We start from the raw sequence: 25151 nt of genomic DNA on the forward strand, positions 1-25151 counted from the left end.
GTGGCTGCAGCAGCCGGTGCGGCTGCTTGCCCTCACTCTCTTCGGACTGTTCGCCGCCGCGAGGGTGCGTCCGCTGCCGCGCGCGCCGAACGACCGGGACGTGCGGCGCACGACGGCCGATCTTCCCGTGGCGCGGCGCCCGTTGATCCGGAAGGATGCGGCACGGCAGTCCGGTCCCGACGGAATTGGAGCGCACCGATGACCCCCTCGGCCCCCCACGACCTCGTCGTCACGCAGGCCACTCTCGCCGACTGGCCGGTGATCGCCGGATGGGCGGCGGCCGAGGGCTGGAACCCCGGACTGTCCGACGGGCCCGCGTTCTTCGCCCAGGATCCCGACGGGTTCTTCCTCGGCCGGATGGACGGGGAACCGGTCTCGGCCATCTCGGTCGTGAACCACGGCCCGGACTACGCCTTCCTCGGCTGCTACCTCGTCCGGCCCGACCTGCGCGGCCGCGGCCACGGCCTCACCACCTGGAAGACCGCCCTCGCCCACGCCGGGAACCGCACCGTCGGCCTGGACGGCGTCGTCGCCCAGCAGGACAATTACCGCCAGTCCGGGTTCGAACTCGCCCACCGCACCATCCGGTTCACCGGGACCGCCCCGCAGGGCGGGGTGACCGCGGGCGTCCGTCCGGCCGGCCCCGCCGACCTCGCCGCGATCACCGCCTACGACAGCGCGTGCTCGCCGGCCGACCGTCCGCGGTTCCTCGCCGAGTGGCTCACCGGGCCCGGCCACCGGGCCTTCGTCCGGTACGACGGCGCCCGCCCGACCGGCTACGGTGTGCTCCGCCCCGGCCATGACACGCTGCGCATCGGCCCCCTCTTCGCGGACACCGCCGACGACGCCCGCGCACTGTTCGGCGCCCTCACCGCCGAGGCCGCGGGCCGCGAGGTCGCCATCGACGTGCCCGAGCCGAACACGGCCGGTGTCACGCTTGCCGAACAGGCCGGGCTGCGGCCCTCGTTCGAGACGGCGCGCATGTACACGGGGCCGGTCCGGGAACATGCCCGGCACCGCGTGTTCGGCGTCACGACCCTCGAACTCGGCTGACGCGCAGGCAGAGCGCCGTGTACCTCTCCGGGCTGCGGTGCGCCGCGCCCAGCCCGGGAGACGGCCGCCCTCGGGCCCGTCGAGCGCGTGCGGGCCCGTTGTGAGTGCGCGGCCCGCGACGGCGGCCCGCCCGGTGCGAGCCCGGCCGCCCGGGGCGCGCGGGCGGGTGGAGGCCAATTCGGTTGCCCGGCGCCGTCCGGCATGGTCGAGTCGGATGCATGGATCACACGGCGGTGCTCGCCCTCTACGACCGGGACATGCGCGAGAACGCGACTCCCGACGGCCCCGGAGCCCGGATCGAACGGGCCGGCGCGGTGGTGCGTCAGGTCGCGGACGCCCACGGGTGGAACGGTGTGCTCTGGTCCGGTCTGGACCGGGCGAGCGCGGACCGCGCGATCCACGACCAGATCGACCGTTTCACCGGCCTCGGGCGCGACTTCGAGTGGAAGCTCTACGGCCACGACCGGCCGGTGGACCTCGGCGCCCGGCTGGTCGCCGCCGACTTCCGGGCCGAGGCCGAGGAGACCCTGCTGATCGGAGAGACCGAGCGGCTCGCCGCCGACGCCGCACCGCCCGCGGGCATCCGGCTCGTACAGGCCACCGACCCGGCGGGCGTCGGCCTCGTCGTGGACGTCCACGAGAGGGCCTTCGGCACCGACGGCACCCGGCTGCGGCACCGGCTGCTCGCCCGTCTGGCCGCCGATCCCGGCACGGTCGTCGCCGTCGTCGCGCTCGCCGGGGACGAACCCGTAAGCGCCGCCCGGATGGAGCTGGTGCCCGGCACGCGGTTCGCCGGGCTGTGGGGCGGCGGCACCGTCGAGGCCTGGCGGGGCCGGGGCGTCTACCGCGCCCTGGTCGCCCGCCGCGCCCGAGTGGCCGCCGCCCGCGGCTACCCCTTTCTCCAGGTCGACGCCTCGGACATGAGCCGCCCGATCCTGGAGCGCCTCGGCTTCCACGCGCTGACCACCACGACCCCCTACCTCCACGGAGGGTGAGCGGCGTCAGCGGCGGACCAAGGACCGGTCCAGAGCAGCTATACCGACCGCCGCCAGGGCGATCTGGATGAACCACTCGATCCAGTCGGGTCCCTTGGTGTCCGCCACTCCCAGCCCGGCGGCGATCGCCGAGCCCAGCAGCGCGGCCACGATCCCCACGACGATGGTCCACAGGACGCCGATGTGCTGTCGTCCGGGGACGACCAGGCGCCCCAGGACGCCGATGATGAGCCCGATGACGATGGCGCTGATGATGCCCGAGATCTCCATGTCCACCCCTTATGGTGTTGCCTCCCGCTAACCATCTGCCCGCTGTGACCGGAGGCAGTCCGCTCGGGTCGCCGTCGCTTGTTGCCGCGCCTTTCTGTTCACCGGGCCTTCATGCCATGTACCTTTCAACCAGTCGACGCGTGTAGAACCCTCAAGCGGGCTCTACGCGCGCAGAGTTGGCGCCCGCACAGCCTCTCCCCACCCCTCATGGAGGTTCGCCGGATGCTTGGATCCTGGAGATCCCGCCGCAGATTCACCACCGCTCTCGCCGGCTTCGGTCTGCTCCTCACCGGAGCCGCCGTCCAGGTCGGCAGCGGCACCGCCGCCCACGCGGCGACCACGCACCGCATCCTGTTCGACAACGCCCACGCCGAGACGGCCGGCAACGCCGACTGGATCATCTCCACCAGTCAGCCCGACCCGCTCGGCCAGGACTCCTCCCCGTCCGCCGAGACCGACTGGACCGGCGCCCTGTCCTCCTGGGGCGTGGCGCTGCAGAAGACCGGCGGCTACAGCCTGAAGACGCTGCCGTCCGGCTCCAGCCTCAGCTACGGCGGTTCTTCCTCGCTCGACCTGTCGAACTTCGACACGCTGGTCCTGCCGGAACCCAACACGCTGTTCACGAGCGCCGAGAAGACGGCGATCATGAACTTCGTGAAGAACGGCGGCGGTCTGTTCATGATCTCCGACCACACCGGAGCCGACCGCAACAACGACGGCTACGACGCGGTCAAGATCCTCAACGACCTGATGACGAACAACAGCGTCGACTCCACCGACCCGTTCGGCTTCTCCATCGACTCGCTGAACATCAGCTCCGACCACCCGGCGGCGATCAGCGACAGCACCGACCCGGTGCTGCACGGCTCCTTCGGCACCGTCACCAAGAGCCTCGTCGCCAACGGCACCACCGCCACCCTCAAGCCCGCCGACAACTCCTCCGTCAAGGGCCTGCTCTACCGCACCGGTTACTCCGGCAACACCGGCGCCTTCTTCCTGACCAGCACGTTCGGCAGCGGTCGCGTCGCCTTCTGGGGCGACAGCTCGCCGATCGACGACGGCACCGGCCAGTCCGGAAACACTCTGTACGACGGCTGGAACGACTCCAGCGCCACCAACGCCCCCCTCGCGCTCAACGCCACCGCCTGGCTGGCCGGTTCGGGCACCAGCAGCGGCGGTGGAGGCGGCGGTGGTGGCACCTGCACCGCCGCCCAGCTCCTCGGCAACAACGGCTTCGAGTCCGGCAACACCGCGTGGAGCGCGTCCAGCGGGGTCATCACCAACGCGACCGGTGAGCCGGCACATTCGGGCTCGTACTACGCCTGGCTCGACGGTTACGGCACCGCCACCACCGACACCCTCTCGCAGACGGTGAGCGTCCCGTCCGGCTGCTCGACGGCCGCGCTCAGCTTCTACCTCCACGTCGACACCGCCGAGCCCTCGACCAGCACGGCCTACGACACCCTCAAGGTCCAGGTCCTCAACAGCTCGGGCACGGTCCTCGGCACCCTGGCGACGTACTCGAACCTCAACGCCGCCTCCGGCTACACCCAGCGCAGCTTCGACCTCAGCAGCTACGCGGGCCAGACCGTCACGCTCAAGTTCACCGGCACCGAGGGATCCCAGTACCAGACGTCGTTCGTCGTGGACGACACCGCGCTCAACGTGAGCTGAACCGGCCGGGGGCGGGCCGTACCGGTCCGCCCCCGCTGCGTGCGGGCACCGTCCGCTCCGGGGTGTTCCAGCCGGAGACCCGGACGCCCGGCGCCGAGCCGCGCAGATCGGCCGTGCGCCAGGTGGCGGTCAGCGTCACCGACTCGCCCGGCCACAGGCTCACCTCGTTGTCCGACCAGCGCACCGGCAGCACCGGCTTGCCCCGCGCGTCCACGAGATGGACATCCGTCATCAGCGCGGGGGTCTTCCCGGTCCCGGTGTTCCGCAGGGTGACCGTCGTGGTCGAGACGCCGTCGTCCCGCGCCCTGGTGGCCGCCGTCAGCGACACCGGCACCTGCGCCATCGAGGAGAGCCCCTCGAGGTCGGCGTAGCCGGTCGTCGGCGTGTAGTACCAGGTGGTGTGGTTCCAGTCGAGGATGTCGGGACGAGTGGACAGCCAGTACACGTTCCGGCTCACCTCCCTGCCGTCCGGGCCCGTCAGGACCAGGCGGAGCAGATACGCCGGCGGCAGTCCGCTCACCGAGGACGGCAGGGTGAGAGCGGTGCCGTGCGCGCCGTCGCCGCTCACCTCCAGCCCGGTGACGGTCCTGTCGTACTTCTGTGTGCCGTCGGGGGCGAAGAGCGTCGCCCGTGCGGTGAGTCCGGTCGCCGCGGCGTGCCGCTGGTTGACCACGACGACCGATCGGTCGTCGTACGAGTACTGGATGTGTAGCGGCTCGTTGGCCTTCTTCGCACCGAAGTAGGCGCCGCCCTGGTCCAGGTACCGGTCCGTCAGCTGCCAGTGCAGGGACGTCCAGCCGCTGTTGAACATCCAGTGGATGACCCCCGTAGAGGGCTTCGAGGTGTCCGTGGCGTTGCGCTCGTACGCCTCGAACTGGGCGCGGACGTTCTCGTACTGGGCGAGCTGGGCCTTGCGCACATAGTCGGCGAGGCTCGTCGGGGCGCCGTAGCGCCCGGTGAGGGCGGCGTCGTAGATCTTGAGCGTGCCGAAGACCGGGGACGGCGAGCGGTGGTACTGCCTGGCGGCCGGGTCCTTCCAGAGGGTGTCCAGTTCGGCCGGGGTGAGCATACGGCGCAGGGTGTCGAGGGTGGGGATGCTCGGGCCCGCGCTGGTCTCGGAGTTGAATCCGGTGGCCCCGCCCTCGCGTGGGGCGTACCAGTAGCCGGGCGGCACCCAGTCGTAGGGCCCGGTCATCTTCATGCCCGAACTGCCGAGCCGCGGTGAGGAGTTGTCGGAGGCCGCGGAGACCACCGGGTCGGGCCAGTCGGCGGCGTGCAGCGCGTCCAGGTACGTCTTCTCGGTCTTCGCGTCGGGCGCGAAGTCGCTGCCGATCAGGAAGGAGATCACGCTCGGGTGGCCGCGCAGCCGGGCGGCCTCGGCGGCCATGGACGCCTTCGCCACCGGATAGTCGGCGTCGGTCCACGGCTCGCCGGGCTCGTCGGCGCCGTTGACGTTGCCCTCCCACTTGTCGCAGCACTCCCAGCCCGGAAGCGTGAGGATGCCGTAGCGGTCGGCCAGGTCGAAGAACTCGTCCGGTTCCAGGTGCCCTTCCAGCCGGATCGTGTTCAGACCCAGGTCGACGGCGTACTTCAGCCGGTCCTCGGCATAGGTGCGGTCCCAGCGCAGGAACTCGTCCGGTGACCAGCCGCCCCCCTTGATCAGCAGCTTGCGGCCGTTGATCCGGTACTGGCGCGCGCCGTCCGCGTTCAGCGGCGCCTGGACGTCGCGGATGCCGAAGCTCTCGTGCGCGGCGTCCGACGTCGTACCGGCGACGGACGCGGTGAGGCCGAGATCGTACAGCGGCTGTCCGCCCATCCCGGCCGGCCACCACACCTTCGGCGAGGCCAGGCGCAGGCCCGGGGTGTCGGCGGGGGAGAAGGTGACGGTCTTCGACTCGTGGGCGGCGAGCGGGACCCGCCGGGTGAACCGTGTAGCGCCGATGCGTCCGGTGACCTCGGCCGTGACCGCCGTGCCGGTGTCGTTGCGGACCAGCGCCTTCACCGTCAGGTCGGCGGAGGCGAGCGACGGCACCGCCAGCTCGGTGATCACGTGCGCGTCGCGCAGCGCCACCGGGCCGCTCCTGCGCACCAGGACGTCGCGGACGATGCCCATGTTCCGGTCGGGCGGCGGCTGGAGCCAGTCGATCCAGCCCATGGTGAGGTCCTTGTCCGGATCGTTCGGCGGGATGCGGAGGGCGACCGTGTTGGTACCGGGCCGGACGAGCGAGGTGACATCCAGCTCGTGGTGCGTGTAGGCGCCGGTGACCTCCTCGGCCTTCGCCACCCGGTGGCCGTTCACGTAGACGTCGGCCGCCGGGACCACGCCGCTGAAGTCGAGGTAGGTGCGCCGCGCGGTGTCGGCGACGGTGAAGTCGGAGCGGTACCACCAGGGAACCTGGAAGTCGGCCCGCGGGATCTTCTGCTGGTTGGCGGAGAAGAACGGATCGGCGTAGACACCGTCGGCGAGCAGTGCGGCCAGGACCGTGGAGCGGGGACCGGCCGGATACCAGCCCGTCGCCGGATAGCCGGGGGAGGAGATGGCCGCGGGGGAGTCGCTCACCTTCGCCGATGACTGGATGGCGTAACCGGTCAGCGGGGTGCCGGTGCCGGCCGCGGAGGGAACGCGGGTCGTCCGGACAGGCCCGTGCGGTGCCACCGGGCGGCGGGGGCCGGCCCAGGCGCCGTTGGCCAGGGAGGCGAGCAGGCCGAGGACCAGGGCGGTGACGGCGTACCGGCGTCCGAGGGCGGGGCGAGGGAACACGGCGGTCTCCAGCCTCGTAAAGTTAGGAAACTTTACTAACTTGGCTCAAGCTAGGGTGCCGGGCGGGCCGTGTCAATGACCGTGGGACCCGGGCGTGTTGGTCGTGGGGCCGGTCAGGATCCGGCCGCCCTCCGCTCGAACACCAGGTCCCGGGCCGTGTCCAGCGCCGTGGCCACCGCGCCGAGCAGGACCGCGTCCTCGCCCAGCCGGCTCGGGGCGATCCGCGGGCGCAGCGGGGTCAGGGCGCGCACCCGGTCCCGGACCGGGCGTAGCAGCAGGTCGACGCTGTGCCCCACGCCGCCGCCGAGTACGACCAGGTCCGGGTCGAGGACCGCGGCGGCCGCCGCCACGGTGTGGGCGATCCGCTCACCCTCCAGCTCGACGGCGCGCAGGGCGGCGGGATGACCCTGCCGGGCCGCGTCGAAGACCGCTTTCGCCGTGAGCTGGCCGCTCATCCCGAACTCCCGGGCGGCCTCCACCACGGCCACCCCGGACACCGCGTCCTCCAGCCGCTCCGGCTTCTGCCGGCCCGGCCAGGGCAGGAAGCCGATCTCGCCGGCCAGTCCGTGCGCCCCCGTGAACAGCCGCCCCTCGCTGACCACGCCCATGCCCAGTCCGGTGCCGATCAGGATGTACGCGAAGAGCCTGCTGCCCTGTGCGACGCCGTACGTGTACTCGCCGAGAGCGGCCAGATTGGCGTCGTTGTGCACCTCGAGCGGCACGCCCAGCTCCTCGCGCATCCGGTCGACGAGCCCGGCGCGCCCCCAGCCCGGCAAGTGCATCGCGTACCGTACCCGGCGCTGCTTCTCGTCGTAGACGCCGGGTGTGCCGACCACCCCGTGCACCACCTCGGCCGGGTCCACGCCCGAGTTGCCGATCACCTGCCGGGCGGTGCCCACCACCAGGTCGGCCAGCGCGGCGGAGGCGCGGGCCCGGTTGCGCACGTCGGCCCGGGCCACGACCGCACCGTCCAGATCCGCCACCGCCACGCGCAGCCAGGTGCGGCCTATGTCCACGCCCAGCGCGTAGCCGGCGGCCGGGTCGGGGGCGTAGAGCACCGCGGTGCGCCCGCGCTCCGGGGCGTGGGTGCCGACCTCGTGCACCAGGCCGGCCGTCTCCAGGGAGGCCAGCGCGCTGGAGACCGTCGGTTTGGACAGGCCGGTCTCCCGGGCCAGCTGGGCGCGGGAGGCGGCGCCCTGGGCGCGCAACCGGTCCAGCAGCAGCCGCTCGTTGGTGCTGCGCAGCCGTCGGCGGCTCCAGGGCTGTTCCTGCTGCTCTTCGACGTCGCTTGCGGCCATCGGACCATTCTCGTGTATGAGCGGCGCATACTTGACGCCCCTAGTAAGGCTCCTTAACTTTATCGCCCAGTCAGCCCGCCGGGCGCCGTCGAGGGCGCCCGTGGCGTCAGGAGTCCCCATGTCCGGTAGTCCGCCACCCACGGGTGGTTTCGTCCGCCGTGTCGGCCTGTTCCAGGCGACGGCCATCAACATGAGCCAGATGTGCGGCATCGGCCCGTTCGTCACGATCCCGCTGATGGTCACCGCGTTCGGCGGCCCGCAGGCGGTCATCGGTTTCGTCGCGGGCGCCGTCCTCGCGCTGTGCGACGGACTGGTCTGGGCCGAGCTGGGCGCCTCCATGCCCGGCTCCGGCGGCAGTTACGTCTATCTGCGCCAGGCCTTCCAGTACCGCACGGGCCGGCTCATGCCGTTCCTGTTCGTGTGGACGGCGATGCTCTTCATCCCGCTGATCATGTCCACCGGCGTCGTCGGGTTCGTCCAGTACCTGGGGTATCTGGCACCGGGCCTCGGGCAGACCGCCGGCGATCTGATCGGCCTCGGCGTCATCGCCCTGGTCGTGATCCTGCTCTGGCGCGGCATCGAGCACATCGCCCGCATCACCGCCGTCATGTGGGCCGTGATGATCGCCTCGGTGTTCCTGGTGATCGTCGCCGCGGCCACCGACTTCAGCCCGCACCTGGCCTTCCACTACCCGGCGCATGCCTTCGACCTGACGAGCAACCACTTCTGGCTGGGCTTCGCCGCGGGCCTGACCATCGGCATCTACGACTACCTGGGCTACAACACCACCGCCTACATGGGCGCCGAGATCAAGGACCCCGGACGCGCCCTGCCGCGCTCCGTCATCTTCTCGATCCTCGGCATCATGGTGATCTATCTGCTGCTGCAGATCGGCACCCTCGGCGTCGTGGACTGGCACCGGATGACCGACCCGCACGACATCGCCTCCACGTCCGTGGCGTCGGCGGTGCTGGAGAAGACCTGGGGCAAGGGAGCCGCCGACACGGTGACCGTGCTGATCCTGGTCACCGCGTTCGCCTCGGTCTTCACCGGGCTGCTCGGCGGCTCCCGGGTGCCGTACGACGCCGCGCGCGACCGCGTCTTCTTCCGGCCGTACGAGAAGCTGCACCCCCGCCATCGCTTCCCGATGCTCGGCCTCGCGACCATGGGTGTGATCACCGCCATCGGCTTCCTGATCGGCCGGCACACCGACCTGGCCACCCTGATCCAGCTGCTGACGACGGTGATGGTGATCGTGCAGGCGCTCGCCCAGATCGTGGCCCTGACCGTGCTGCGCAGGCGCCAGCCCGAGCTGCGCCGTCCGTACCGCATGTGGCTCTACCCGCTCCCGAGCATCGTCGCGTTCGCCGGCTGGTGCGTGATCTACGCCTACGCGGACAAGAACTCACCTGGCCGTCACCCCATCGAATGGTCCCTGGCCTGGCTGGCCCTGGGCTGCGTGGCCTTCGTCGTATGGGCCCGCCTCGAGAAGGTGTGGCCGTTCGGGGAGAAGGAGATCAGCGAGGAGTATCTGGCCGGCGCGGACCCCGACGTGGCGCCCGTCTGACACCGGCGCGCCTGCGCGCCGCCGGGTCCTGTGGCCCCCTTGACATGCAGGTAATCGGCTGCATAACGTTGACTGTGCGATCAGGGGACGAGACCGGGATGGACAAGGTCTTCAAGGCGCTGGCCGACGACACGCGCAGGCGCCTGCTGGACCGGCTCCACGAGAACAACGGCCAGACCCTGGGCGAGCTGTGCGAGCGCATCTCCATGACGCGCCAGTCGGTCACCCAGCATCTGGCCGTCCTGGAGGCCGCCCGTCTGATCAGCACCGTGCGGCGGGGGCGGGAGAAGCTGCACTACCTCAACCCCGTACCGCTCCACGAGATCCAGGAGCGGTGGATCGACAAGTTCGAGCGCCCGCGTCTGAGCGCGCTCGGCGCAGTGAAGCGACGAGCCGAGGAAGCCATGACCGACAAGCCGAGTTTCGTGTACGTCACCTACATCGCGAGCACCCCCGAGAAGGTCTGGGAGGCGCTCACCGACGCCGACCTCACGGCTGCCTACTGGGGCCACCGCAACGAGTCCGACTGGCGGCCCGGCTCCCGCTGGGCGCATGTGCGCACCGACGGCTCCGGCGTCGCCGACGTGGTCGGCACGGTCGTGGAGAGCGAGCCGCCGACCCGGCTGGTCACCAGCTGGGCCGCGCCCGACGAGGAGGGCCGGGAGGACCGGCACTCCCGCGTCACCTTCGAGATCCGCCCGTACGAGGACATCGTCCGGCTGACCGTCGTCCACGAGGACCTCAACGACGAGGGTGAGCGCTCGGACGTGGCGTCCGGCTGGCCCGCCGTGCTCTCCAACCTCAAGTCGCTGCTGGAGACGGGCCGGACCCTGCCGCAGGAGCCCTGGCTGGTGCCGGGCCGCTGAGCGGCGCCGGGCGCGGGGAGGCCGGTCCGCCCCGGCGGACCGGCCTCGCGTAGGTTCCGTTCTTCGCCTTCTTCCTTCCCTGACCCTGCTCCTTCGTGGTGTCTCCGGTCACGGCCGAGGGGTGCTGCGCGCCGCCGTACCGGCGCAGACCAGTCCGAGTACGAGCGCCAGTGCGCCGATGACGACGTTGTTGATGATCACGCCCGCGTCCGGGCGGGTGCCCACGATCCAGGGGGCGATGATCATCCAGATGCCCATGGCGCACATGGCCCAGCTGAGGCCGTACATGCGCTCGGGGGCCCGGGTGAATCCCAGTGCCAGCAGACCGATCGCTATGCCCACGATCAGGTTGTGGGTCATGAGCGCGGGCTGGCTCGTCGTGTAGTGCACGATCCACGGGGACGCCGCGCAGTAGAGGCCGAGCAGGAAGACCGGCCCGTCCACGAGCGCCACATCACGACCGCCGAGCATGCGGGCGTAGCGATCCCGCATTTCGGAGACATCGGGGTGGGTGGATATGTCACCCCTGTGCACGTTGGCCATGTCTCGTCTCCTTTGACTTGCAGGCCAGATCGCGTCTGGTTCGGTGTACTGTGAGCACCGGCTGGTCCTATTTTGCCCTTATTTATTCTTTATGTGTAGGGCTGTGTCACTACTGTGACCCGAGCACTCGCGGCCCTCGGGTGACATGTCCGCAGCCGTGCAGGGCAGCAGGAGGAGTACAGGACGTACATTCCGTCCGACCGTCGACTTCGGAGGTGACCGGCTGTCATGGGTGCGAAGGTGCTGGAGCGGTTCCCCGCCGGGGCCCCGCGAGGATCCTGGCCCGCTGAGGAGTACGCGGCCGCGCGCCGGGCCGCGGGCGAGCGGGTGACGGTGGTGATGGACCTGAAGTCCGACGCGTTCCTCGTGGTGGCCGAGGCCAGGGACGACGACGGCCGTTCCTGACGCGCCCGCTCCGGTCCCGCCTCTCCGGAAGCCCGTGCGTCCGCCCGCCGCTGCGGTCCTGTTCGTCCGGGGCGTGCGCGGCCATGCCGAACGGGACGGCGACGCCCCTGGCTCAAGCGCCTCCCAGCGCTCGCAGATGGGCCGTACGGGTTTCCGTCGTCTGGCCCTGCACCAGCAGGAACAGCGCCTCCCGGGCGAGGCGCTGGGCGCGGCTCGTCAGGGACATCGACCGGCCGCCCCCGGCCACCACCGCGGCCGTGGTGGCGGTGCGCAGCATCTCGTACGCCTCCGCGCGCACCGCCAGCCGTTCGGCGACCCGTTCCCGGGACGCCGGATCGTCGGCCAGGGCGTAGGCGCGGTGGCGCAGGCCGGCGAGCCGGGAGACGAGCGGTGCGGCCGTCTCCGTGTCCAGCAGGGACAGGGCGGCCTGCGCGACGCCGAAGACCGCCGGGCTGGTGTTCAGGGTCCTCGCCCGGTCCGCGGGCGCCCACCGCTCGTACGGCATGCTCAAGGCCACCGCCTCCTCGGGAAGCCACAGTCCGTCCAGCTCCAGCGACACCGTGCGGGCGGCGGTCAGCGCCGCGAGGCGCATCGGTTCCGAGGCGCGCAGCCCCGGCTGGTCGCGCGCCTCTGCGCACGCGAACAGCACCTCACCGGTGTCGGTCACCCCCGCGAGCAGCATGACGTCGTTGAGACCCCACCCGGTGTACCAGGGCACTGTCCCGTCGAACCGCCGGCCGCCGCGTTCCCGGCGCACGCGCACCGGGACGCGCGGATACGACCGCAGATGGGCATACGCCACCCCGGACAGCAGCTCACCCCGCGACAACGGACCCAACAGGCGCTCACGCACGGGGAGTTCACCCTGGGCCAGGGTCTGCACCGGCGTGTGGTGCTGGGTCTGCACGAACCACGTCGAACAGCACGCCCCGGCCAGGATCTCCGCGGTCCGGCGCAGCACGTCCGGCGGGGCGCCCGAGCCGCCGTAGGCGACCGGGGCGGTCACCCCGAGCAGCCCCGACCGTTTCACCGCCTCGATGTGGCTCGCGGGCACGCCCTCCTGGTCGACCCGCTCGGCCTCGGGGAGGAGCAGGTCCGCGGCGAGCCGGCGGGCGCGGTCGACGAGTGGATGTGCGGCAGTTCTCATGGAGGAGATTCTTCCGGAATCTTTTCGCCGGCCCGCGGGGCGCGGTGTCGATCCGGGGCCCGGCCGTTCGTGTAGGAGGTGACAGGCACCCGAGCCATCCTGAAAGTCACCTAGGAGGACGTCATGAAGCACTACCTGCTCAGCGTGGTCCAGCCGGCCGACGGCACCCCGCCCGCCGCCGACGCGCTCGCCGCGATCATGCGTGACGTGGAGGCCTTCAACGACGAGCTGCGGGCCGCCGGCGCCTGGGTGTTCGCCGGCGGCCTGCACGGTCCGGAGACGGCCACCGTGCTCCGCCCCGAGAACGGCGACGTCCTGATCACCGACGGCCCCTACGCCGAGGGCAAGGAGTATCTGGGCGGACTCTGCCTGATCAGGGCCGCGGATCTGGACGAGGCGCTGGAGTGGGGCCGCAAGGCCGCTGTGGCCACCACGCTGCCCATCGAGGTGCGGCCGTTCGTCGACCAGCACTGACGTGGACGACGCCGGCCACCGAAGATGGACGACACCACAGGCATCGAAGCCGTCTTCCGCGCCGAGTACGGACGCGCGGTCTCCGCCCTGGTCCGCTTCCTCGGCGACATCGACCTCGCCGAGGAAGCGGTGCAGGACGCCTTCACCACCGCCGTACGCACCTGGCCGGAGTCCGGCGTGCCGCCGAGCCCGGCCGGCTGGATCATCACCACCGCGCGCAACCGGGCGATCGACCGGTTGCGCCGCGAGTCCTCCCGGGACGCCCGGCATGCCGAGGCCGCCCGGCTGTATGCGCCCCACCTGGGCGCGCCCGAACCGCACACGCCCGACGCACCGCCCGAGGAGGGCCCCGTGCGCGACGACCGGCTCCGCCTGATCTTCACCTGCTGCCACCCCGCGCTCGCCCTCCAGGCCCGGGTCGCGCTCACCCTGCGCCTGCTCGGCGGACTGACCACGGCCCAGATCGCCCGCGCCTTCCTGGTGCCGGAGCCGACGCTGGCCCAGAGGCTGGTCCGGGCCAAGGCCAAGATCCGCGACGCGGGCATCCCCTACCGGGTGCCCCGCGACGCCGACCTGCCCGAGCGGCTCGGTGGTGTCCTCGCCGTCGTCTACCTGATCTTCAACGAGGGCTACACCGGCGAGCCCGCCCTGTGCGCGGAGGCGCTGCGCCTCGGCCGGCTGCTCGCCGCGCTGATGCCGGACGAACCGGAGGTCACCGGCCTGCTCGCGCTGATGCTGCTGACCGAGTCCAGGCGACCGGCCCGGCGCGACCCGGACGGCGTCCTCGTCCCGCTGCCCGACCAGGACCGCTCCCGCTGGGATTGGGCACTCGTCGCCGAGGGCCAGGACCTGGTCCGGCGCTGTCTGCGCCGGGGCCGGCCCGGCCCCTATCAGATCCAGGCCGCCGTCAACGCCGTACACAGTGACGCGCCCACCGCCCCCGACACCGACTGGGGCCAGATCCTGCGCCTGTACGACCAGCTCATGATCGTGGCCCCGTCCCCGGTCGTCGCCCTGAACCGCGCGGTCGCCGTGGCCGAGACCGAGGGCCCGGCCGTGGCGCTCGAGCTGGTCGAGACCCTGGACCTCGGCCGCTATCACGTGCTGCACGCCGTCCGCGCCGAGCTGCTGCGCCGCCTGGGCCGCACCGCCGAGGCCAGGGCGGAGTACGCCCGGGCCGCCGAGCTGGCCGGCAGCGAGGCCGAGCGGGCCCACTTGGAACGACGCCGGGAGGAGACCGGACCGACCCGTGGCGTGACCCGCGTCACTCCGAGCCTCCGGGAATGAACTTGAGAACCTGAAAGGTTGGCGAATACATCCAATGAGACCTAGGCTCGGGCCCCACCCGCCCGTGCACACCAGCGAGGCCCCCGTGAACCACCCCGCCATCGAGCAGCCCGCCGACCTCGTGGCCCGGCTGCGCGCCACCTTCGCCACCGGCCGCACCAAGCCCGTCGAATGGCGCACCGGCCAGCTGCGCCGCCTGCGCGCGCTGCTCACGGAGCGCGGCGCCGACCTCGCCGCCGCCCTCAAGGCCGACCTCGGCAAGAGCGGCACGGAGGCCTACCGCACCGAGATCGACTTCACCGTCCGGGAGATCGACCACACCCTGGAGCACCTGGCGGACTGGCTGCGGCCGGAGCCCGCGCCCGTGCCGGCCCACCTCGGGGCCGACGCTACGGCCTGGACGCAGTACGATCCGCTCGGCGTCGTCCTCGTCATCGCCCCCTGGAACTACCCGGCGCAGCTGCTGCTCGCCCCGATGGTCGGCGCGCTCGCCTCCGGGAACGCGGTCGTCGCCAAGCCGAGCGAGCTGGCCCCCGCCACCTCCGCCGCGCTGGCCGAGCTGATCCCCGCCTACCTCGACACCGACGCGGTCGCCGTGGTCGAGGGCGGCGTCCCGGAGACCACGGCCCTGCTGGCCGAACGCTTCGACCACATCTTCTACACCGGCAACGGCACCGTCGGCCGGATCGTGATGCGCGCCGCCGCCGAGCACCTCACCCCGGTCACCCTCGAACTCGGCGGCAAGTCCCCGGTGTTCGTGGACCGCGACGCCGACCTCGACGTGGTCGCCGACCGGCTCGCCCGCGGCAAGTTCCTCAACGCCGGCCAGACCTGCGTCGCGCCCGACTACGTCCTGACCGACCCGGACACCGCCGCCGCCCTGGAACCCGCGCTGGTGCGCGCGGTCGAGGCGCTGTACGGCACCGACCCGGCGCAGGCGCCCGAGTACGGCCGGATCATCAACGAGCGGCACTTCGACCGGCTGTCCGGCCTGCTCGGCTCGGGCCGGATCGCGGTCGGCGGCGAGACCGACCGCGACGCCAAGTACATCGCGCCGACCGTCCTCGTGGACGTCGACCCGGCGTCGCCCGTCATGCAGGAGGAGATCTTCGGCCCGATCCTGCCCGTGGTCACCGTGGCCGGCCTGGACGAGGCCATCGGCTTCATCAACGACCGCGACAAGCCGCTCGCGCTCTACGTCTTCAGCGAGTCGGAGGGGACCCGCGCCCGCATCGCCGCCGAGACCTCCTCCGGCGGTCTCGGCCACGGCCTGCCCCTCGCCCATCTCACCGTCTCGGACCTGCCGTTCGGCGGTGTGGGGGAGAGCGGCACCGGCAGCTACCACGGCCGCTACTCGATCGAGACGTTCAGCCACCGCAAGGCGGTGCTGCAGAAGCCGCTGAGCTGAATTCGCTTGCGTGACAGGCCGTATGTGCGAAGATCCGCCGAATGACCGCTGAAATGATCACCGCGGACGCCTCCGGCACCTTCGAACTCGGCGACCTGCCCGTCCACCGCCTCGGCCTGGGAGCCATGCGGCTGACGGGCAGCGCCGCGTTCCACCTGGGCACGGCCAGCGACCGCGCACGCTCCCTGGCCGTGCTGCGCCGGGCGGTCGAGCTCGGTGTGAACCACATCGACACCGCCGCCTTCTACTTCTCCGCCACGCGCTCCGCCAACGAACTGATCAACACCGCCCTCGCCCCGTACGCCGACGACCTGGTCATCGCCACCAAGGTCGGGCCCTTCCGCGACTACTACGGCGAGTGGGGCACCGCGGCCCGGCCCGACCAGCTGCGCGGCCACGTCGAGGAGAACCTGCGCCAGCTCGGTCGCGACCATCTCGACCTGGTCTATCTGCGCCGCATGCGCCAGGACTCGATCGCCGAGCACTTCGGTGCGCTCGCCGAACTGCGCGAGGCGGGGCTGGTCCGGCACCTGGGCGTCTCCGCCGTGGAACCCCGCCACCTCGCCGAGGCCCTGGAGATCGCCCCGGTGGTGTCCGTGCAGAACCGGTACGCCCTGGACCACCCCGATCCCGTGGACGACGAGATGCTGCGCCTGTGCGGCGCCCACGGCATCGCGTTCGTGCCCTTCTACGCCGTCGCCGGCGAGGCCGGACCCCGGACCGCGGCCGACACCCACGACGACACCGTGCGCGAGATCGCCCGCGCCCACGGCGTGAGCCCCGCGCAGCTCCGCACCGCCTGGACCCTGCACCAGGGCCCGCACGTCCTCGCCATCCCCGGCACCGGCAACCCCGACCACCTCGTGGAGAACGTCGCCGCCGGCGCCCTGCGCCTCACCGCGGACGAACTGACACGGCTGGACGCCCTGCACGCCCGCGCGAGCTGACCCCGCGGCCGGCGCCCCGTGCACCCGGCGCCCGTGGGCCGGCTCCGGACCAGCGGCTCTTCCCGGGTGGGCGCGGGAACACAGTCGTACGAAGACCCGGTTGACTACTATCGTGTAGACGGTCGCCCGGGCCGCAGACGAAAACGGGGTGAGGAACGTTCCCATGACCGACGCCAAGGACGAACGTAGGCCGGCCGGTGAGCTGGAAGCCGGCGTCATGGCCGCGCTGTGGGCCGCGGGCGGTCCGCAGACCCCCGGCCAGGTCCAGCGGAGCCTCGGCGCGGACCTGGCCCGTACGACGGTGACCACGATCCTCACCCGCCTGCACGACAAGGGAGTCGTCGAACGGCAGCGCCAGGGCCGCGGCTATGCCTACCTCCCGGTCTGTGACGTCCAGGACGCGCACGGCCTCACCGCCCGCCGGATGCACAGCGAACTGGACCGGGACAGCGACCGTGAGACCGTCCTCGCCCGGTTCGTGGCCCAGCTCAGCCCCGACGACGAACGCATCCTGCGGGACCTGCTCGAATCCGACGCCCGATGACCGCGCTGCTCCTGCTGCCCCTGCTGCTGCCGTTCGCCCTGCCGGCCCTGGCCCGCCGGGCCCTGGACCGGCTGGCCCCGGTGGCCGCGCTGTGGGCCGTCACCGTCTGTGCCGTCGTCGTCGCCGGCTGCTCGCTGGCCGCGCTCGGCTCCTTCGTCCTGATCGGGCTGCTCAAGATCCCGCTCTTCGCCGCCGTGGGCGAGCTGATCCACCCCCTGCGCACCGCCTCGGACTTCGTCGTGCTGCCCGCCGCCGCGACCTCCGTCGGTGCCCTCGCCGTCTGCGGCTGGACCCTCGTCCGCTCGGTGCTGCGCCAGACCCGTGCCTTCCGCGCGGCCCGCAGCGAGGCCGGGCGCGGCCCGGCGGCCGGCGACCTGTGCGTGGTCGACTCGCCCCGCCCCGACGCCTACGCCCTGCCCGGCCGTCCGCACCGCATCGTCGTCACCACCGCCATGCTCCGCAGCCTGGACGGCGCCGAGCGGGAGGCGCTGTTCGCGCACGAGCGCGCGCACAACGACGGCGGCCACCACTACTTCCTCGCCGCCGCCGAACTCGCCGCGCACTGCCATCCGGCGCTGCGCCCGGTCCGGGACACCATCCGCCTCGCCGTGGAGCGCGCCGCCGACGAGGCCGCCGCCGCCAGCGTCGGCGACCGGCGCCTGATCGCCCGGGCCATCGCCCGTGCTGCGCTCGCCGGACAGGCCGCCCGCTCCGCGCGCCCCGACTTCGCGCCCGCGGCGACCACCGGCCCCGTTCCGCACCGCGTGCAGGCCCTGCTGGCCGCCCCGCTCCTGCCCCGGGCCGGTCGTGCGGTCGCCGCCCTGCTCATCGCCTGCACGGCGGTCTCGTGCGGCGCCATGGCCGCCGGCCTGGCCGATGTCCACCACCGGGTGGAGGTCGCCCAGGGCGACGCGAGGCCCTGAGCACTCCGTTCGCCCCGTCGCCTGCCGGCACGCCTGCCGCGCACCTGCCGGGTCCAGGACTCCGCACGGTAACGCGCGTAGAACGAGGACTGGCGTCTCTGGGGTTTTACGTATAACCTCACCGGCTAACCACGCTCACCGGAAGGTCCCGATGCGACGCGTCGCCCTGGTCACCCTCGTCGTCGACGACTACGACGACGCCATCCGCTTCTACACCGAGGCCCTCGGCTTCCGCCTCGCCGAGGACGCCCCGCGTCCCGACGGCTCCCGCTGGGTCGTCGTCGAGCCCGGCGGCGAAGGCGGCGGCACCGGCCTGCTGCTCGCCCGGGCCAAGGACGAGGCCCAGCGCTCACACGTCGGCGACCAGACCGGCGGACGGGTCGGGTTCTTCCTGCACACCGACGACTTCGCCGGCGACCACGCCCGGATGACCGCGGCCGGCGTGACCTTCCTGGAGGAGCCGCGGCACGAGCCCTACGGCACCGTCGCCGTCTTCCAGGACCTGTACGGCAACCGCTGGGACCTGCTCCAGCCCGCCGCCTGATCACTTCCGAACCACAGCGAACCCCTGCCGAGGAAAGCACTGCCATGACCGCGCCCCGCATCGACACCGAGACCCTCCGCCGGCTCCCCAAGGCCGTGCTGCACGACCACCTCGACGGCGGACTGCGCCCGGCCACCGTCGTGGAACTCGCGGCGGAGATCGGGCACACGCTGCCCACCACCGACCCGGACGAGCTCGCCGCCTGGTACTTCGAGGCCGCCAACTCCGGCGACCTGGTCCGTTACATAGCCACCTTCGAGCACACCCTCGCCGTGATGCAGACCCGCGAGGGCCTGCTGCGCACCGCCGAGGAGTACGTCCTCGACCTCGCCGCCGACGGCGTCGTCTACGCCGAGGTGCGCTACGCCCCCGAGCTGAACACCAGGGGCGGCCTGTCGATGAGCGAGGTCGTGGAGACCGTCCAGCAGGGCCTCGCCGCCGGCATGGCGAAGGCGGCCGCCGCCGGTACGCCCGTCCGGGTCGGCACCCTGCTGTGCGGCATGCGGATGTTCGACCGCGTCCGTGAGGCCGCCGACCTGGCCGTCGCCTACCGCGACGCCGGTGTCGTCGGCTTCGACATCGCCGGCGCCGAGGACGGCTTCCCGCCCGCCGACCACCTGGCCGCCTTCGAGCACCTGCGCCGTGAGAGCGTCCCCTTCACCATCCACGCCGGCGAGGCGCACGGCCTGCCCAGCATCCACCAGGCCCTGCAGGTGTGCGGCGCCCAGCGCATCGGCCACGGTGTGCGCCTGACCGAGGACATCGTGGACGGCAAGCTCGGCCGGCTCGCCTCCTGGGTGCGCGACCGCCGCATCGCCCTGGAGATGTGCCCCACCTCCAACCTGCAGACCGGCTGCGCCACCTCGATCGCCGAGCACCCGATCACGGCGCTGAAGGACCTGGGCTTCCGGGTCACCCTCAACACCGACAACCGGCTGGTGTCCGGCACCACGATGACCCGGGAGATGTCCCTGCTGGTCGAGGAGGCCGGCTGGACGGTCGAGGATCTGCGCACGGTCACGGTGAACGCCCTCAAGAGCGCCTTCGTCCCGTTCGACGAGCGCAAGGCCCTCATCGAGGACGTGGTCCTGCCGGGCTACGCGGCCGCGCTCTGAAGCAGCCCCCTGAGGTAGGCGGCCTGTCCGACGTGCTGAAGGTCGTCGGACAGGACGCTCACCAGGCGGACGCCCAGCGTCACCGGGGGATCCCAGCGTTCGTCGACGATCCGCTCCAGCTCCTTGGCGGCGAGCTTCCCCAGCACGCCGAGGGTCTGCTCGTGGACGGCGTCGTAGTAGCCGGTCAGCAGGCCGGCGGAGTCGACCTTCACCTTCGCGACCTTCGCGGGGGTGTGCCCGTACCCGTGGTCGTGGGGCGGCAGGTCGAGGCCGAAGCGCTTCTCCCAGCCCTGGGCCAGCCACACCTGGTCGAGGCCGAAGGCGTCGGCGAGGTGGTCGTCCTGCACCCGGGTGAGGTGCCAGACGAGCCAGGTGATGGAGTTGGCGTCGGGGGCCGGGCGGCGGTTGAGCACGTCCGGTCCGAGGCCGTCGAGGGCGGCATGGACTTCTTCCTGGATGCGGCCGTAGCCGTCGATGAGGATGTCCTTTGCATGCATACCGTCCACCATCCCAAAGAGCGGGCGCTCACGCGTCCGGAATCCGGCTCCCGTGGACCGAGCGGCACACGCCCCGGAACGGGTGTCGCCGAGATGAGCACCGAGGCCGCCAGTAGTTGATCTTGAGCGGCCCTGGGTCGATGAGACAGCAGCTGGCGCTGAGATCGATCAAGACCGTCGCCGGTCCTTGACGCACCTAGGATTGCGAGGGTGACGGCAGGAACCAGTGACATCGAGAAGGCGGCCGGTGTGCTGCGCGCCGGGGGCCTGGTGGCTCTCCCGACCGAGACCGTCTACGGTCTGGGCGCCAATGCCGAGGACCCCGCCGCCGTCTCGCGCATCTTCCAGGTCAAGGGACGTCCGCCTTCCCACCCGCTGATCGTCCACATCGCCGGGGCGAAGCAGCTGGACGACTGGGTCCAGGACGTGCCCCAGGCGGCTCGCCTGCTGGCTGAACAGTTCTGGCCGGGGCCCCTCACGCTGGTCCTGGGGCGTGGGCAACGGGCGCCCCTGGAAGCGACGGGTGGCTTGGAGACGGTGGCCGTGCGTGTGCCCGATCACCCCGTCGCGCTCGCGTTGCTGTCGGCCTTCGGCGGCGGTGTCACGGCGCCGTCCGCCAACCGCTTCGGCTCGGTCAGCCCCACTACGACGGACCATGTCCGTGCCGAGCTCGGCGAGGCGGTCGACTTCGTGCTGGACGGCGGCCCCTGTGAGGTCGGGGTGGAGTCGACCATCGTCGACGCCACCGGGGAGATCCCGAGCATCCTGCGGCCGGGCGGGGTGACGCGCGAGGACCTCGAAGCGGTGTTGGGGTGTCCGATCGCCGTCCCTGCGACGAGCCGTGTCCGGGTGCCGGGCCAGCATCCGTCCCACTACGCGCCGCATGCGCGAGTCGTCCTCGTCGAGCCGGAGAAGGTCATTGCCGAGGCGGAGCTGGCGCAGGAGCTGGGGCACCAGGTGGGCGTCTTTCTGCCTGCCTCCTTCGCCGACGCTCCGGTGAAGGCGCACGCCGTGGTGACGGTCCCGTCTTCGATGGCCGCCTACGCGCGCGGGCTGTACGGGTTCCTGCGCAAGCTCGACCAGCAGGGATGCGACCTCATCATCGCGTCCCTGCCGGTGGAGGAGGGGCTGGGACTGGCGATCGCCAACCGGCTTCGCCGCGCCGCCGGGCCCCGGCCCTCATAAGTCACCAGTCGCTTCGCTGGTCGCCGCCTCCGCCAGTGACGGCCGTGGGCGCCTCGGATGCTGTGGGCGCTGCGGCGGTCACGATGCCGTGGTGACGGGTGCGTCGAGGCCGCGGGTCGCGACGAGGCGTGCAGTGCCGTCGGCCAGGCCGTAGCACAGGCCCACGACGGCTGCCTGTCCGGCGGCCACCTTCTCGGCGAGCAGCCGGGAGCGGTCCAGCAGCAGGTCGACGGTGTGCCGGATGTGCTCGTCCAGGATCTCCTCGCCCTCCACGCGGCCGGCGGCCCGGGCCGAGAGCACGCTGGGCGTCACCCGCTCGACGACGTCGCGCACGTAGCCGGCCGGGGCCACCCCGTCCTCCAGGGCGGCGCATGCGGCGCCGACGGCACCGCACGCCTCATGGCCCAGGACCACAACCAGGGGACAGTTCAGTATGTCGACGCCGTACTCGATGCTGCCGATCACCTCCGGTCCCATGACGTGGCCGGCAGTGCGCACCACGAACAGATCGCCCAGTCCGCGGTCGAAGATGATCTCGGCGGCCAGGCGGGAGTCGGAGCATCCGAACAGCACGGTGAACGGACGCTGGGACGCGGCGAGCTCGGTGCGCCGGGCGGCGTCCTGGTTCGGGTGCTCGGGGATTCCCGCGACGAATCGCTGGTTGCCGGCCATCAGCAGGTCGAAGGCTTCACGGGGGGTTGCGGCCTGGATCTCGTTCATGGCTGAAGCCTAAGGTCCGCCCCGCGGCGTCGAGCCGCCAGGTCCGCCCGTGCCCGAGCCGGGCGCGTCGCTGCTCCGCACCGTCCAGATGCCCCGGCGCCGGGCGATGTCGGCTCCGGTCTGGATCCGCGGCCCGTGGCGGAGCGGGCAACCCCGTAGGAGCAGGCCCCTGCGTGGAGCGGGACGAAGATGTCACCGCGGCCGTGAAACCGTCGTTCGCTGTCCGTCTTCACGCATCACCCAACGAGGCGGCCCAGGCCGGGGTGTACGCAGGCTGAGCGGTGCGCAGCGGCCACCTGCCGCCATGAGCGGGCTCGGCGGGCGCGGGAGCTGGGCACTTCGTACATTGAAGGAGGGATCGACTGGCTGGAACGCGTGTGACACCGCAGATCGACTACGTGGCGCTGTTCGCCGCCCTTCCGAGTCCGTGCCTGGCGCTCGGCACGGACCTGGTGATCATTGATGCCAACCCGGCGTTCTGCGAGGTGACCGGACGCGACCGGGCCGAGTTGCTCGGGCACTACCTCTTCGACGCCTTCCCGGACAACCCCGCCGATCCGGAGGCCGACGGAGTAGCGACGCTGAAAGCGTCCCTGCACAGGGTTCTGTCCAGCGGCCAGACCGATCACATGGCGTTGCAGAAGTACGACATCCCGGTCGCCGGCAGCCCCGGGGTGTTCAAGGAGCGCTGGTGGTCCGCGATCAATGTGCCCGTCCTGGGGGCGGACGGGCAGGTCGCCTGGATCATCCACCGGTCCGAGGACATGACCGACGTCGTCCGCGCCCGCCGCGCGGCGTACCTGCCGTCGGTCAGCCCCGGCCGGGAAGCCGCCATGGAGGCTGAGCTGTACGCCCGGGCGCGGCAGTTGCAGCAGCTGAACGAGGAACTGCGGCAGGCCCACGCCCGTGAACGACGGATAGCCGTCGCCCTGCAGGAGGCCATGCTGCACGCCCCGGACCTGGCCGGGCACCGGGACGTCGCGGTGCGCTACCTGCCCGCAGTGGGAGCACTGAACGTGTGCGGCGACTGGTACGACACGGTCGACCTGCCCGGGGACCGCTTCGCCGTCGCGGTCGGTGACGTCGTCGGCCACGGGCTGATGGCCGCCACTGTCATGGGCATGCTCCGCAGCGCGCTGAGCGCCACCACCCGCACCGTCCACGGCCCCGCCCAAGCCCTGGAGGCCCTCGGGCTGTACGCCCGCTCGGTCGAGGGAGCCCTGGCCGCCACCGCCGTCCAGGTCCTCGTCGACTGCCACAACCACCTGCTCATCTACAGCAGCGCAGGCCACCCCCCGCCTGTCCTGCTGCACCCTGACGGCACCTGCGACCTGCTCGACCAGGCCACCGACCCACCCCTGGGCGCCCGCCCCGAACACGTCCCCCGCCCCCAGGCCAACGCGACGTACCGCCCGGGCGACACCCTCGTCCTCTACACCGACGGCTTGATCGAACGCCGCGATGAGGACATCGACACCGGCCTGACCCGCCTGATGTCCACCCTCGCCACCTGCACCGACTTCGGCCCGGAACACCTCGCCGACGCCCTCCTCGCCCGCCTCCACCTCACCGGCGGGGCAGGCGATGACATCGCCATGGTCGTCGTCCGCCTGAACGGCATGACCCGGCCGTCCTGACCGGGGCGCCGCCCTGAATCCTCTCCGCTGGCGGGCCGCGACGGCGCTCGTGGGCGCAGGCCGCCCGTTTTTCGACAGGCTCGGCCGACGGCCGAACGGCCCGACCCGGCCAGGGCCCCAAGCTCCGAGGACGCCGGGACCCCTTCCTGCGGGCGCGGCATTGGGATCACGAGGCCTCCCCTCCGTACCGGGCCCGCGCCAGCGGTGCCGCCACGACGTCGTCCGTTTCGTCCTCGGTCTGTTCAACGAGCGTGTCCGCCACTGCGCTGGTGGCGGGGCCGAGGACCTGCCGGGTGAGGCGTTCCATCAGCCCGGGGCCGGTGCCGCTGCCGGGACCGGTGAGGTCCACCCGCATCGGCCGGCGCGGAGGAATGATCTCCGGCCCGGCCGGTGCCTCGCTCGCCTCGGTTTCGGCGAGCGCGCGGTGGACCGAGGCCACCGAGGGATGCTGGCCTGCGTTCTTGCCCGTCTTGATGGTCAGCTTCTTCGAGATCTCCGGGACGGGGACGCCGCGGTCCTTCAACGCGCGGGCGAAGAGGAGCGTGTCGTCGTCGATGACCTTCGGCAGACCACCGTGGTTGCCCTTGGCCGCGGCGGCGTGCTGGCCGTCCAGGGGCTTGCGGCGGATGTAGTTGCACTCGATCTGCAGGGCGGCGGCCAGGACTGCGAAGAACATCGCGCCCATGCCGTGGGAGTCGTAGATGCCGCTGAGCGGGCCGGTGAGGAGTTCGAGCCGGACGCCGGCGGCCTGGAGTTGGCCGGACAGGGTCATCACTCGGCGGCGTTGCGGGCGAGGCGCTTGAGCTCGTGGACGGTGAGGATGACCTCCTGGTCGGGGGAGGCGGGCGGGCCCGGCTTCCACGGCCGTCCCGGCCCGCGGTCCTCGGGGACGAGGACGTCGAGTTCCTCGCGGAGCGCGGGGACGAGGATGAAGCGGGCAGTGTGGTATTTCGTCGCGCATCTCCGGCCGCAAGTGCGGCAGGGGCTGCCGGCCGCGGCTTGACACTTCGGACAGTCGTTTCGTTCTACCGCGATTGTGGCTTGATCGGGCGTCAGATCCACCCCGGAAGGCTGTCAGAAGTGTCTCGCACGCCATGCAGGTTTTGAGAGGAATTCTGCGAATCGCGACCTGCGGAAAGGTGATCGACTCCGGGCCTCGCAGGCGATGCTCGTGTAAGCGAGGAGGCGGTCGGCCTTGCGTTCGTAGCGGCGGTGCGGGTGGCGGTATCCGATGAGCCAGGCCGTGTCTTCTCCTGATCAAGCCGGGTGAAGGTCAGATGATGAACGACCG

At 71.9% G+C, this 25151-nt stretch carries 25 protein-coding genes; 16 read left to right on the top strand and 9 right to left on the bottom strand.

The window, feature by feature from the left end:
• Window positions 1-198: 198 nt before the first annotated feature.
• A complete protein-coding gene (locus ABZ919_RS20320; RefSeq protein ID WP_361249465.1) occupies window positions 199-1053 on the top strand; it encodes a GNAT family N-acetyltransferase in 855 nt (284 codons plus the stop codon).
• A 218-nt stretch (window positions 1054-1271) separates the two neighbouring features.
• Window positions 1272-2048 (top strand): GNAT family N-acetyltransferase, encoded by a 777-nt coding sequence (locus ABZ919_RS20325; protein WP_361249468.1) that lies wholly within the window; start codon window positions 1272-1274, stop codon window positions 2046-2048.
• A gap of 6 nt (window positions 2049-2054) precedes the next feature.
• On the opposite strand, the gene ABZ919_RS20330 is transcribed toward ABZ919_RS20325, so the two are convergent.
• Complete coding sequence (locus ABZ919_RS20330) at window positions 2055-2318, bottom strand: GlsB/YeaQ/YmgE family stress response membrane protein (protein WP_361249471.1); 264 nt, start codon at window positions 2316-2318, stop codon at window positions 2055-2057.
• A 222-nt stretch (window positions 2319-2540) separates the two neighbouring features.
• Between ABZ919_RS20330 and ABZ919_RS20335 the strand changes: the two genes are divergently transcribed.
• Window positions 2541-3992 carry a hydrolase gene (locus ABZ919_RS20335; RefSeq protein ID WP_361249472.1) on the top strand — a complete coding sequence of 484 codons (1452 nt, stop codon included), beginning with the start codon at window positions 2541-2543 and terminating at the stop codon, window positions 3990-3992.
• Here ABZ919_RS20335 and ABZ919_RS20340 read toward each other — a convergent pair.
• Window positions 3979-6753 (bottom strand): exo-beta-D-glucosaminidase, encoded by a 2775-nt coding sequence (locus tag ABZ919_RS20340; protein WP_361249474.1) that lies wholly within the window; start codon window positions 6751-6753, stop codon window positions 3979-3981. The two genes, ABZ919_RS20335 and ABZ919_RS20340, sit on opposite strands and share 14 nt — an antisense overlap.
• Before the next feature lie 113 nt (window positions 6754-6866).
• Window positions 6867-8051 (bottom strand): ROK family transcriptional regulator, encoded by a 1185-nt coding sequence (locus tag ABZ919_RS20345; protein ID WP_361249477.1) that lies wholly within the window; start codon window positions 8049-8051, stop codon window positions 6867-6869.
• A gap of 118 nt (window positions 8052-8169) precedes the next feature.
• On the opposite strand from ABZ919_RS20345, the gene ABZ919_RS20350 reads away from it, so the two are divergent.
• Complete coding sequence (locus ABZ919_RS20350) at window positions 8170-9618, top strand: APC family permease (RefSeq protein WP_361249480.1); 1449 nt, start codon at window positions 8170-8172, stop codon at window positions 9616-9618.
• A 98-nt stretch (window positions 9619-9716) separates the two neighbouring features.
• Window positions 9717-10484 carry a metalloregulator ArsR/SmtB family transcription factor gene (locus tag ABZ919_RS20355; protein WP_361249482.1) on the top strand — a complete coding sequence of 256 codons (768 nt, stop codon included), beginning with the start codon at window positions 9717-9719 and terminating at the stop codon, window positions 10482-10484.
• 108 nt (window positions 10485-10592) lie between these two features.
• On the opposite strand, the gene ABZ919_RS20360 is transcribed toward ABZ919_RS20355, so the two are convergent.
• A complete protein-coding gene (locus ABZ919_RS20360; RefSeq protein ID WP_361249484.1) occupies window positions 10593-11027 on the bottom strand; it encodes an SPW repeat protein in 435 nt (144 codons plus the stop codon).
• A 228-nt stretch (window positions 11028-11255) separates the two neighbouring features.
• Between ABZ919_RS20360 and ABZ919_RS20365 the strand changes: the two genes are divergently transcribed.
• Entirely contained in the window at window positions 11256-11432 is a 177-nt protein-coding gene (locus tag ABZ919_RS20365; RefSeq protein ID WP_361249487.1) for a hypothetical protein, read from the top strand.
• A gap of 112 nt (window positions 11433-11544) precedes the next feature.
• On the opposite strand, the gene ABZ919_RS20370 is transcribed toward ABZ919_RS20365, so the two are convergent.
• Window positions 11545-12579 carry an acyl-CoA dehydrogenase family protein gene (locus ABZ919_RS20370; protein WP_361249490.1) on the bottom strand — a complete coding sequence of 345 codons (1035 nt, stop codon included), beginning with the start codon at window positions 12577-12579 and terminating at the stop codon, window positions 11545-11547.
• A gap of 123 nt (window positions 12580-12702) precedes the next feature.
• Between ABZ919_RS20370 and ABZ919_RS20375 the strand changes: the two genes are divergently transcribed.
• From ABZ919_RS20375 to ABZ919_RS20410, 8 genes are all read left to right on the top strand, one after another.
• Window positions 12703-13053, top strand: a complete 351-nt coding sequence (locus tag ABZ919_RS20375; protein WP_361249492.1) for a YciI family protein — start codon at window positions 12703-12705, stop codon at window positions 13051-13053.
• A gap of 24 nt (window positions 13054-13077) precedes the next feature.
• The gene (locus ABZ919_RS20380) at window positions 13078-14340 is read left to right on the top strand and encodes an RNA polymerase sigma factor (RefSeq protein WP_361249495.1); all 1263 of its coding nucleotides are present in this window, start codon (window positions 13078-13080) and stop codon (window positions 14338-14340) included.
• An 85-nt stretch (window positions 14341-14425) separates the two neighbouring features.
• The gene (locus ABZ919_RS20385; RefSeq protein WP_361249497.1) at window positions 14426-15748 is read left to right on the top strand and encodes an aldehyde dehydrogenase family protein; all 1323 of its coding nucleotides are present in this window, start codon (window positions 14426-14428) and stop codon (window positions 15746-15748) included.
• Window positions 15749-15789: 41 nt separating this feature from the next.
• Entirely contained in the window at window positions 15790-16695 is a 906-nt protein-coding gene (locus ABZ919_RS20390; protein ID WP_361249500.1) for an aldo/keto reductase, read from the top strand.
• 163 nt (window positions 16696-16858) lie between these two features.
• A complete protein-coding gene (locus ABZ919_RS20395) occupies window positions 16859-17239 on the top strand; it encodes a BlaI/MecI/CopY family transcriptional regulator (RefSeq protein WP_361249503.1) in 381 nt (126 codons plus the stop codon).
• Window positions 17236-18162, top strand: coding sequence for a M48 family metalloprotease (locus ABZ919_RS20400; protein ID WP_361249505.1), 927 nt, complete (start codon window positions 17236-17238; stop codon window positions 18160-18162). The genes ABZ919_RS20395 and ABZ919_RS20400 overlap by 4 nt, the downstream gene beginning before the upstream one ends.
• Before the next feature lie 151 nt (window positions 18163-18313).
• Entirely contained in the window at window positions 18314-18706 is a 393-nt protein-coding gene (locus ABZ919_RS20405; protein ID WP_361249508.1) for a VOC family protein, read from the top strand.
• Between the two features lie 44 nt (window positions 18707-18750).
• A complete protein-coding gene (locus ABZ919_RS20410; protein ID WP_361249510.1) occupies window positions 18751-19821 on the top strand; it encodes an adenosine deaminase in 1071 nt (356 codons plus the stop codon).
• Here ABZ919_RS20410 and ABZ919_RS20415 read toward each other — a convergent pair.
• Window positions 19803-20318: a DUF664 domain-containing protein gene (locus tag ABZ919_RS20415; RefSeq protein ID WP_361249512.1), complete on the bottom strand. Its 516-nt coding sequence runs from the start codon at window positions 20316-20318 to the stop codon at window positions 19803-19805. The genes ABZ919_RS20410 and ABZ919_RS20415 overlap by 19 nt on opposite strands.
• Before the next feature lie 210 nt (window positions 20319-20528).
• Between ABZ919_RS20415 and ABZ919_RS20420 the strand changes: the two genes are divergently transcribed.
• On the top strand, window positions 20529-21503 hold the full coding sequence (locus tag ABZ919_RS20420; protein ID WP_361249515.1) for an L-threonylcarbamoyladenylate synthase: 975 nt from the start codon (window positions 20529-20531) through the stop codon (window positions 21501-21503).
• A 78-nt stretch (window positions 21504-21581) separates the two neighbouring features.
• Here the strand turns inward: ABZ919_RS20420 and ABZ919_RS20425 are convergent, their stop codons facing one another.
• Window positions 21582-22223, bottom strand: a complete 642-nt coding sequence (locus ABZ919_RS20425; protein WP_361249517.1) for a carbonic anhydrase — start codon at window positions 22221-22223, stop codon at window positions 21582-21584.
• A gap of 377 nt (window positions 22224-22600) precedes the next feature.
• Here ABZ919_RS20425 and ABZ919_RS20430 point away from each other — a divergent pair, with 377 nt between their 5' ends.
• A complete protein-coding gene (locus ABZ919_RS20430) occupies window positions 22601-23860 on the top strand; it encodes a SpoIIE family protein phosphatase (protein WP_361249520.1) in 1260 nt (419 codons plus the stop codon).
• Window positions 23861-24026: 166 nt separating this feature from the next.
• On the opposite strand, the gene ABZ919_RS20435 is transcribed toward ABZ919_RS20430, so the two are convergent.
• Complete coding sequence (locus tag ABZ919_RS20435; protein ID WP_361249522.1) at window positions 24027-24632, bottom strand: hypothetical protein; 606 nt, start codon at window positions 24630-24632, stop codon at window positions 24027-24029.
• Window positions 24632-24922, bottom strand: a complete 291-nt coding sequence (locus tag ABZ919_RS20440; protein ID WP_361249525.1) for a hypothetical protein — start codon at window positions 24920-24922, stop codon at window positions 24632-24634. The genes ABZ919_RS20435 and ABZ919_RS20440 overlap by 1 nt, the downstream gene beginning before the upstream one ends.
• Window positions 24923-25151 lie beyond the last annotated feature (229 nt).

The sequence above is a fragment of the Streptomyces sp. NPDC046759 genome (assembly GCF_040645475.1).
GTDB lineage: Bacteria > Actinomycetota > Actinomycetes > Streptomycetales > Streptomycetaceae > Streptomyces.

Excerpts from the sequence above, each read along its gene's own strand:
- ABZ919_RS20320 (WP_361249465.1), top strand. The coding sequence starts at position 199 with ATGACCCCCTCGGCCCCCCACGACCTCGTCGTCACGCAGGCCACTCTC.
- ABZ919_RS20325 (WP_361249468.1), top strand. The coding sequence starts at position 1,272 with ATGGATCACACGGCGGTGCTCGCCCTCTACGACCGGGACATGCGCGAG.
- ABZ919_RS20330 (WP_361249471.1), bottom strand. The coding sequence starts at position 2,318 with ATGGAGATCTCGGGCATCATCAGCGCCATCGTCATCGGGCTCATCATC.
- ABZ919_RS20335 (WP_361249472.1), top strand. The coding sequence starts at position 2,541 with ATGCTTGGATCCTGGAGATCCCGCCGCAGATTCACCACCGCTCTCGCC.
- ABZ919_RS20345 (WP_361249477.1), bottom strand. The coding sequence starts at position 8,051 with ATGGCCGCAAGCGACGTCGAAGAGCAGCAGGAACAGCCCTGGAGCCGC.
- ABZ919_RS20350 (WP_361249480.1), top strand. The coding sequence starts at position 8,170 with ATGTCCGGTAGTCCGCCACCCACGGGTGGTTTCGTCCGCCGTGTCGGC.
- ABZ919_RS20355 (WP_361249482.1), top strand. The coding sequence starts at position 9,717 with ATGGACAAGGTCTTCAAGGCGCTGGCCGACGACACGCGCAGGCGCCTG.
- ABZ919_RS20360 (WP_361249484.1), bottom strand. The coding sequence starts at position 11,027 with ATGGCCAACGTGCACAGGGGTGACATATCCACCCACCCCGATGTCTCC.
- ABZ919_RS20365 (WP_361249487.1), top strand. The coding sequence starts at position 11,256 with ATGGGTGCGAAGGTGCTGGAGCGGTTCCCCGCCGGGGCCCCGCGAGGA.
- ABZ919_RS20370 (WP_361249490.1), bottom strand. The coding sequence starts at position 12,579 with ATGAGAACTGCCGCACATCCACTCGTCGACCGCGCCCGCCGGCTCGCC.
- ABZ919_RS20375 (WP_361249492.1), top strand. The coding sequence starts at position 12,703 with ATGAAGCACTACCTGCTCAGCGTGGTCCAGCCGGCCGACGGCACCCCG.
- ABZ919_RS20380 (WP_361249495.1), top strand. The coding sequence starts at position 13,078 with ATGGACGACACCACAGGCATCGAAGCCGTCTTCCGCGCCGAGTACGGA.
- ABZ919_RS20390 (WP_361249500.1), top strand. The coding sequence starts at position 15,790 with ATGACCGCTGAAATGATCACCGCGGACGCCTCCGGCACCTTCGAACTC.
- ABZ919_RS20395 (WP_361249503.1), top strand. The coding sequence starts at position 16,859 with ATGACCGACGCCAAGGACGAACGTAGGCCGGCCGGTGAGCTGGAAGCC.
- ABZ919_RS20400 (WP_361249505.1), top strand. The coding sequence starts at position 17,236 with ATGACCGCGCTGCTCCTGCTGCCCCTGCTGCTGCCGTTCGCCCTGCCG.
- ABZ919_RS20405 (WP_361249508.1), top strand. The coding sequence starts at position 18,314 with ATGCGACGCGTCGCCCTGGTCACCCTCGTCGTCGACGACTACGACGAC.
- ABZ919_RS20410 (WP_361249510.1), top strand. The coding sequence starts at position 18,751 with ATGACCGCGCCCCGCATCGACACCGAGACCCTCCGCCGGCTCCCCAAG.
- ABZ919_RS20415 (WP_361249512.1), bottom strand. The coding sequence starts at position 20,318 with ATGCATGCAAAGGACATCCTCATCGACGGCTACGGCCGCATCCAGGAA.
- ABZ919_RS20425 (WP_361249517.1), bottom strand. The coding sequence starts at position 22,223 with ATGAACGAGATCCAGGCCGCAACCCCCCGTGAAGCCTTCGACCTGCTG.
- ABZ919_RS20435 (WP_361249522.1), bottom strand. The coding sequence starts at position 24,632 with ATGACCCTGTCCGGCCAACTCCAGGCCGCCGGCGTCCGGCTCGAACTC.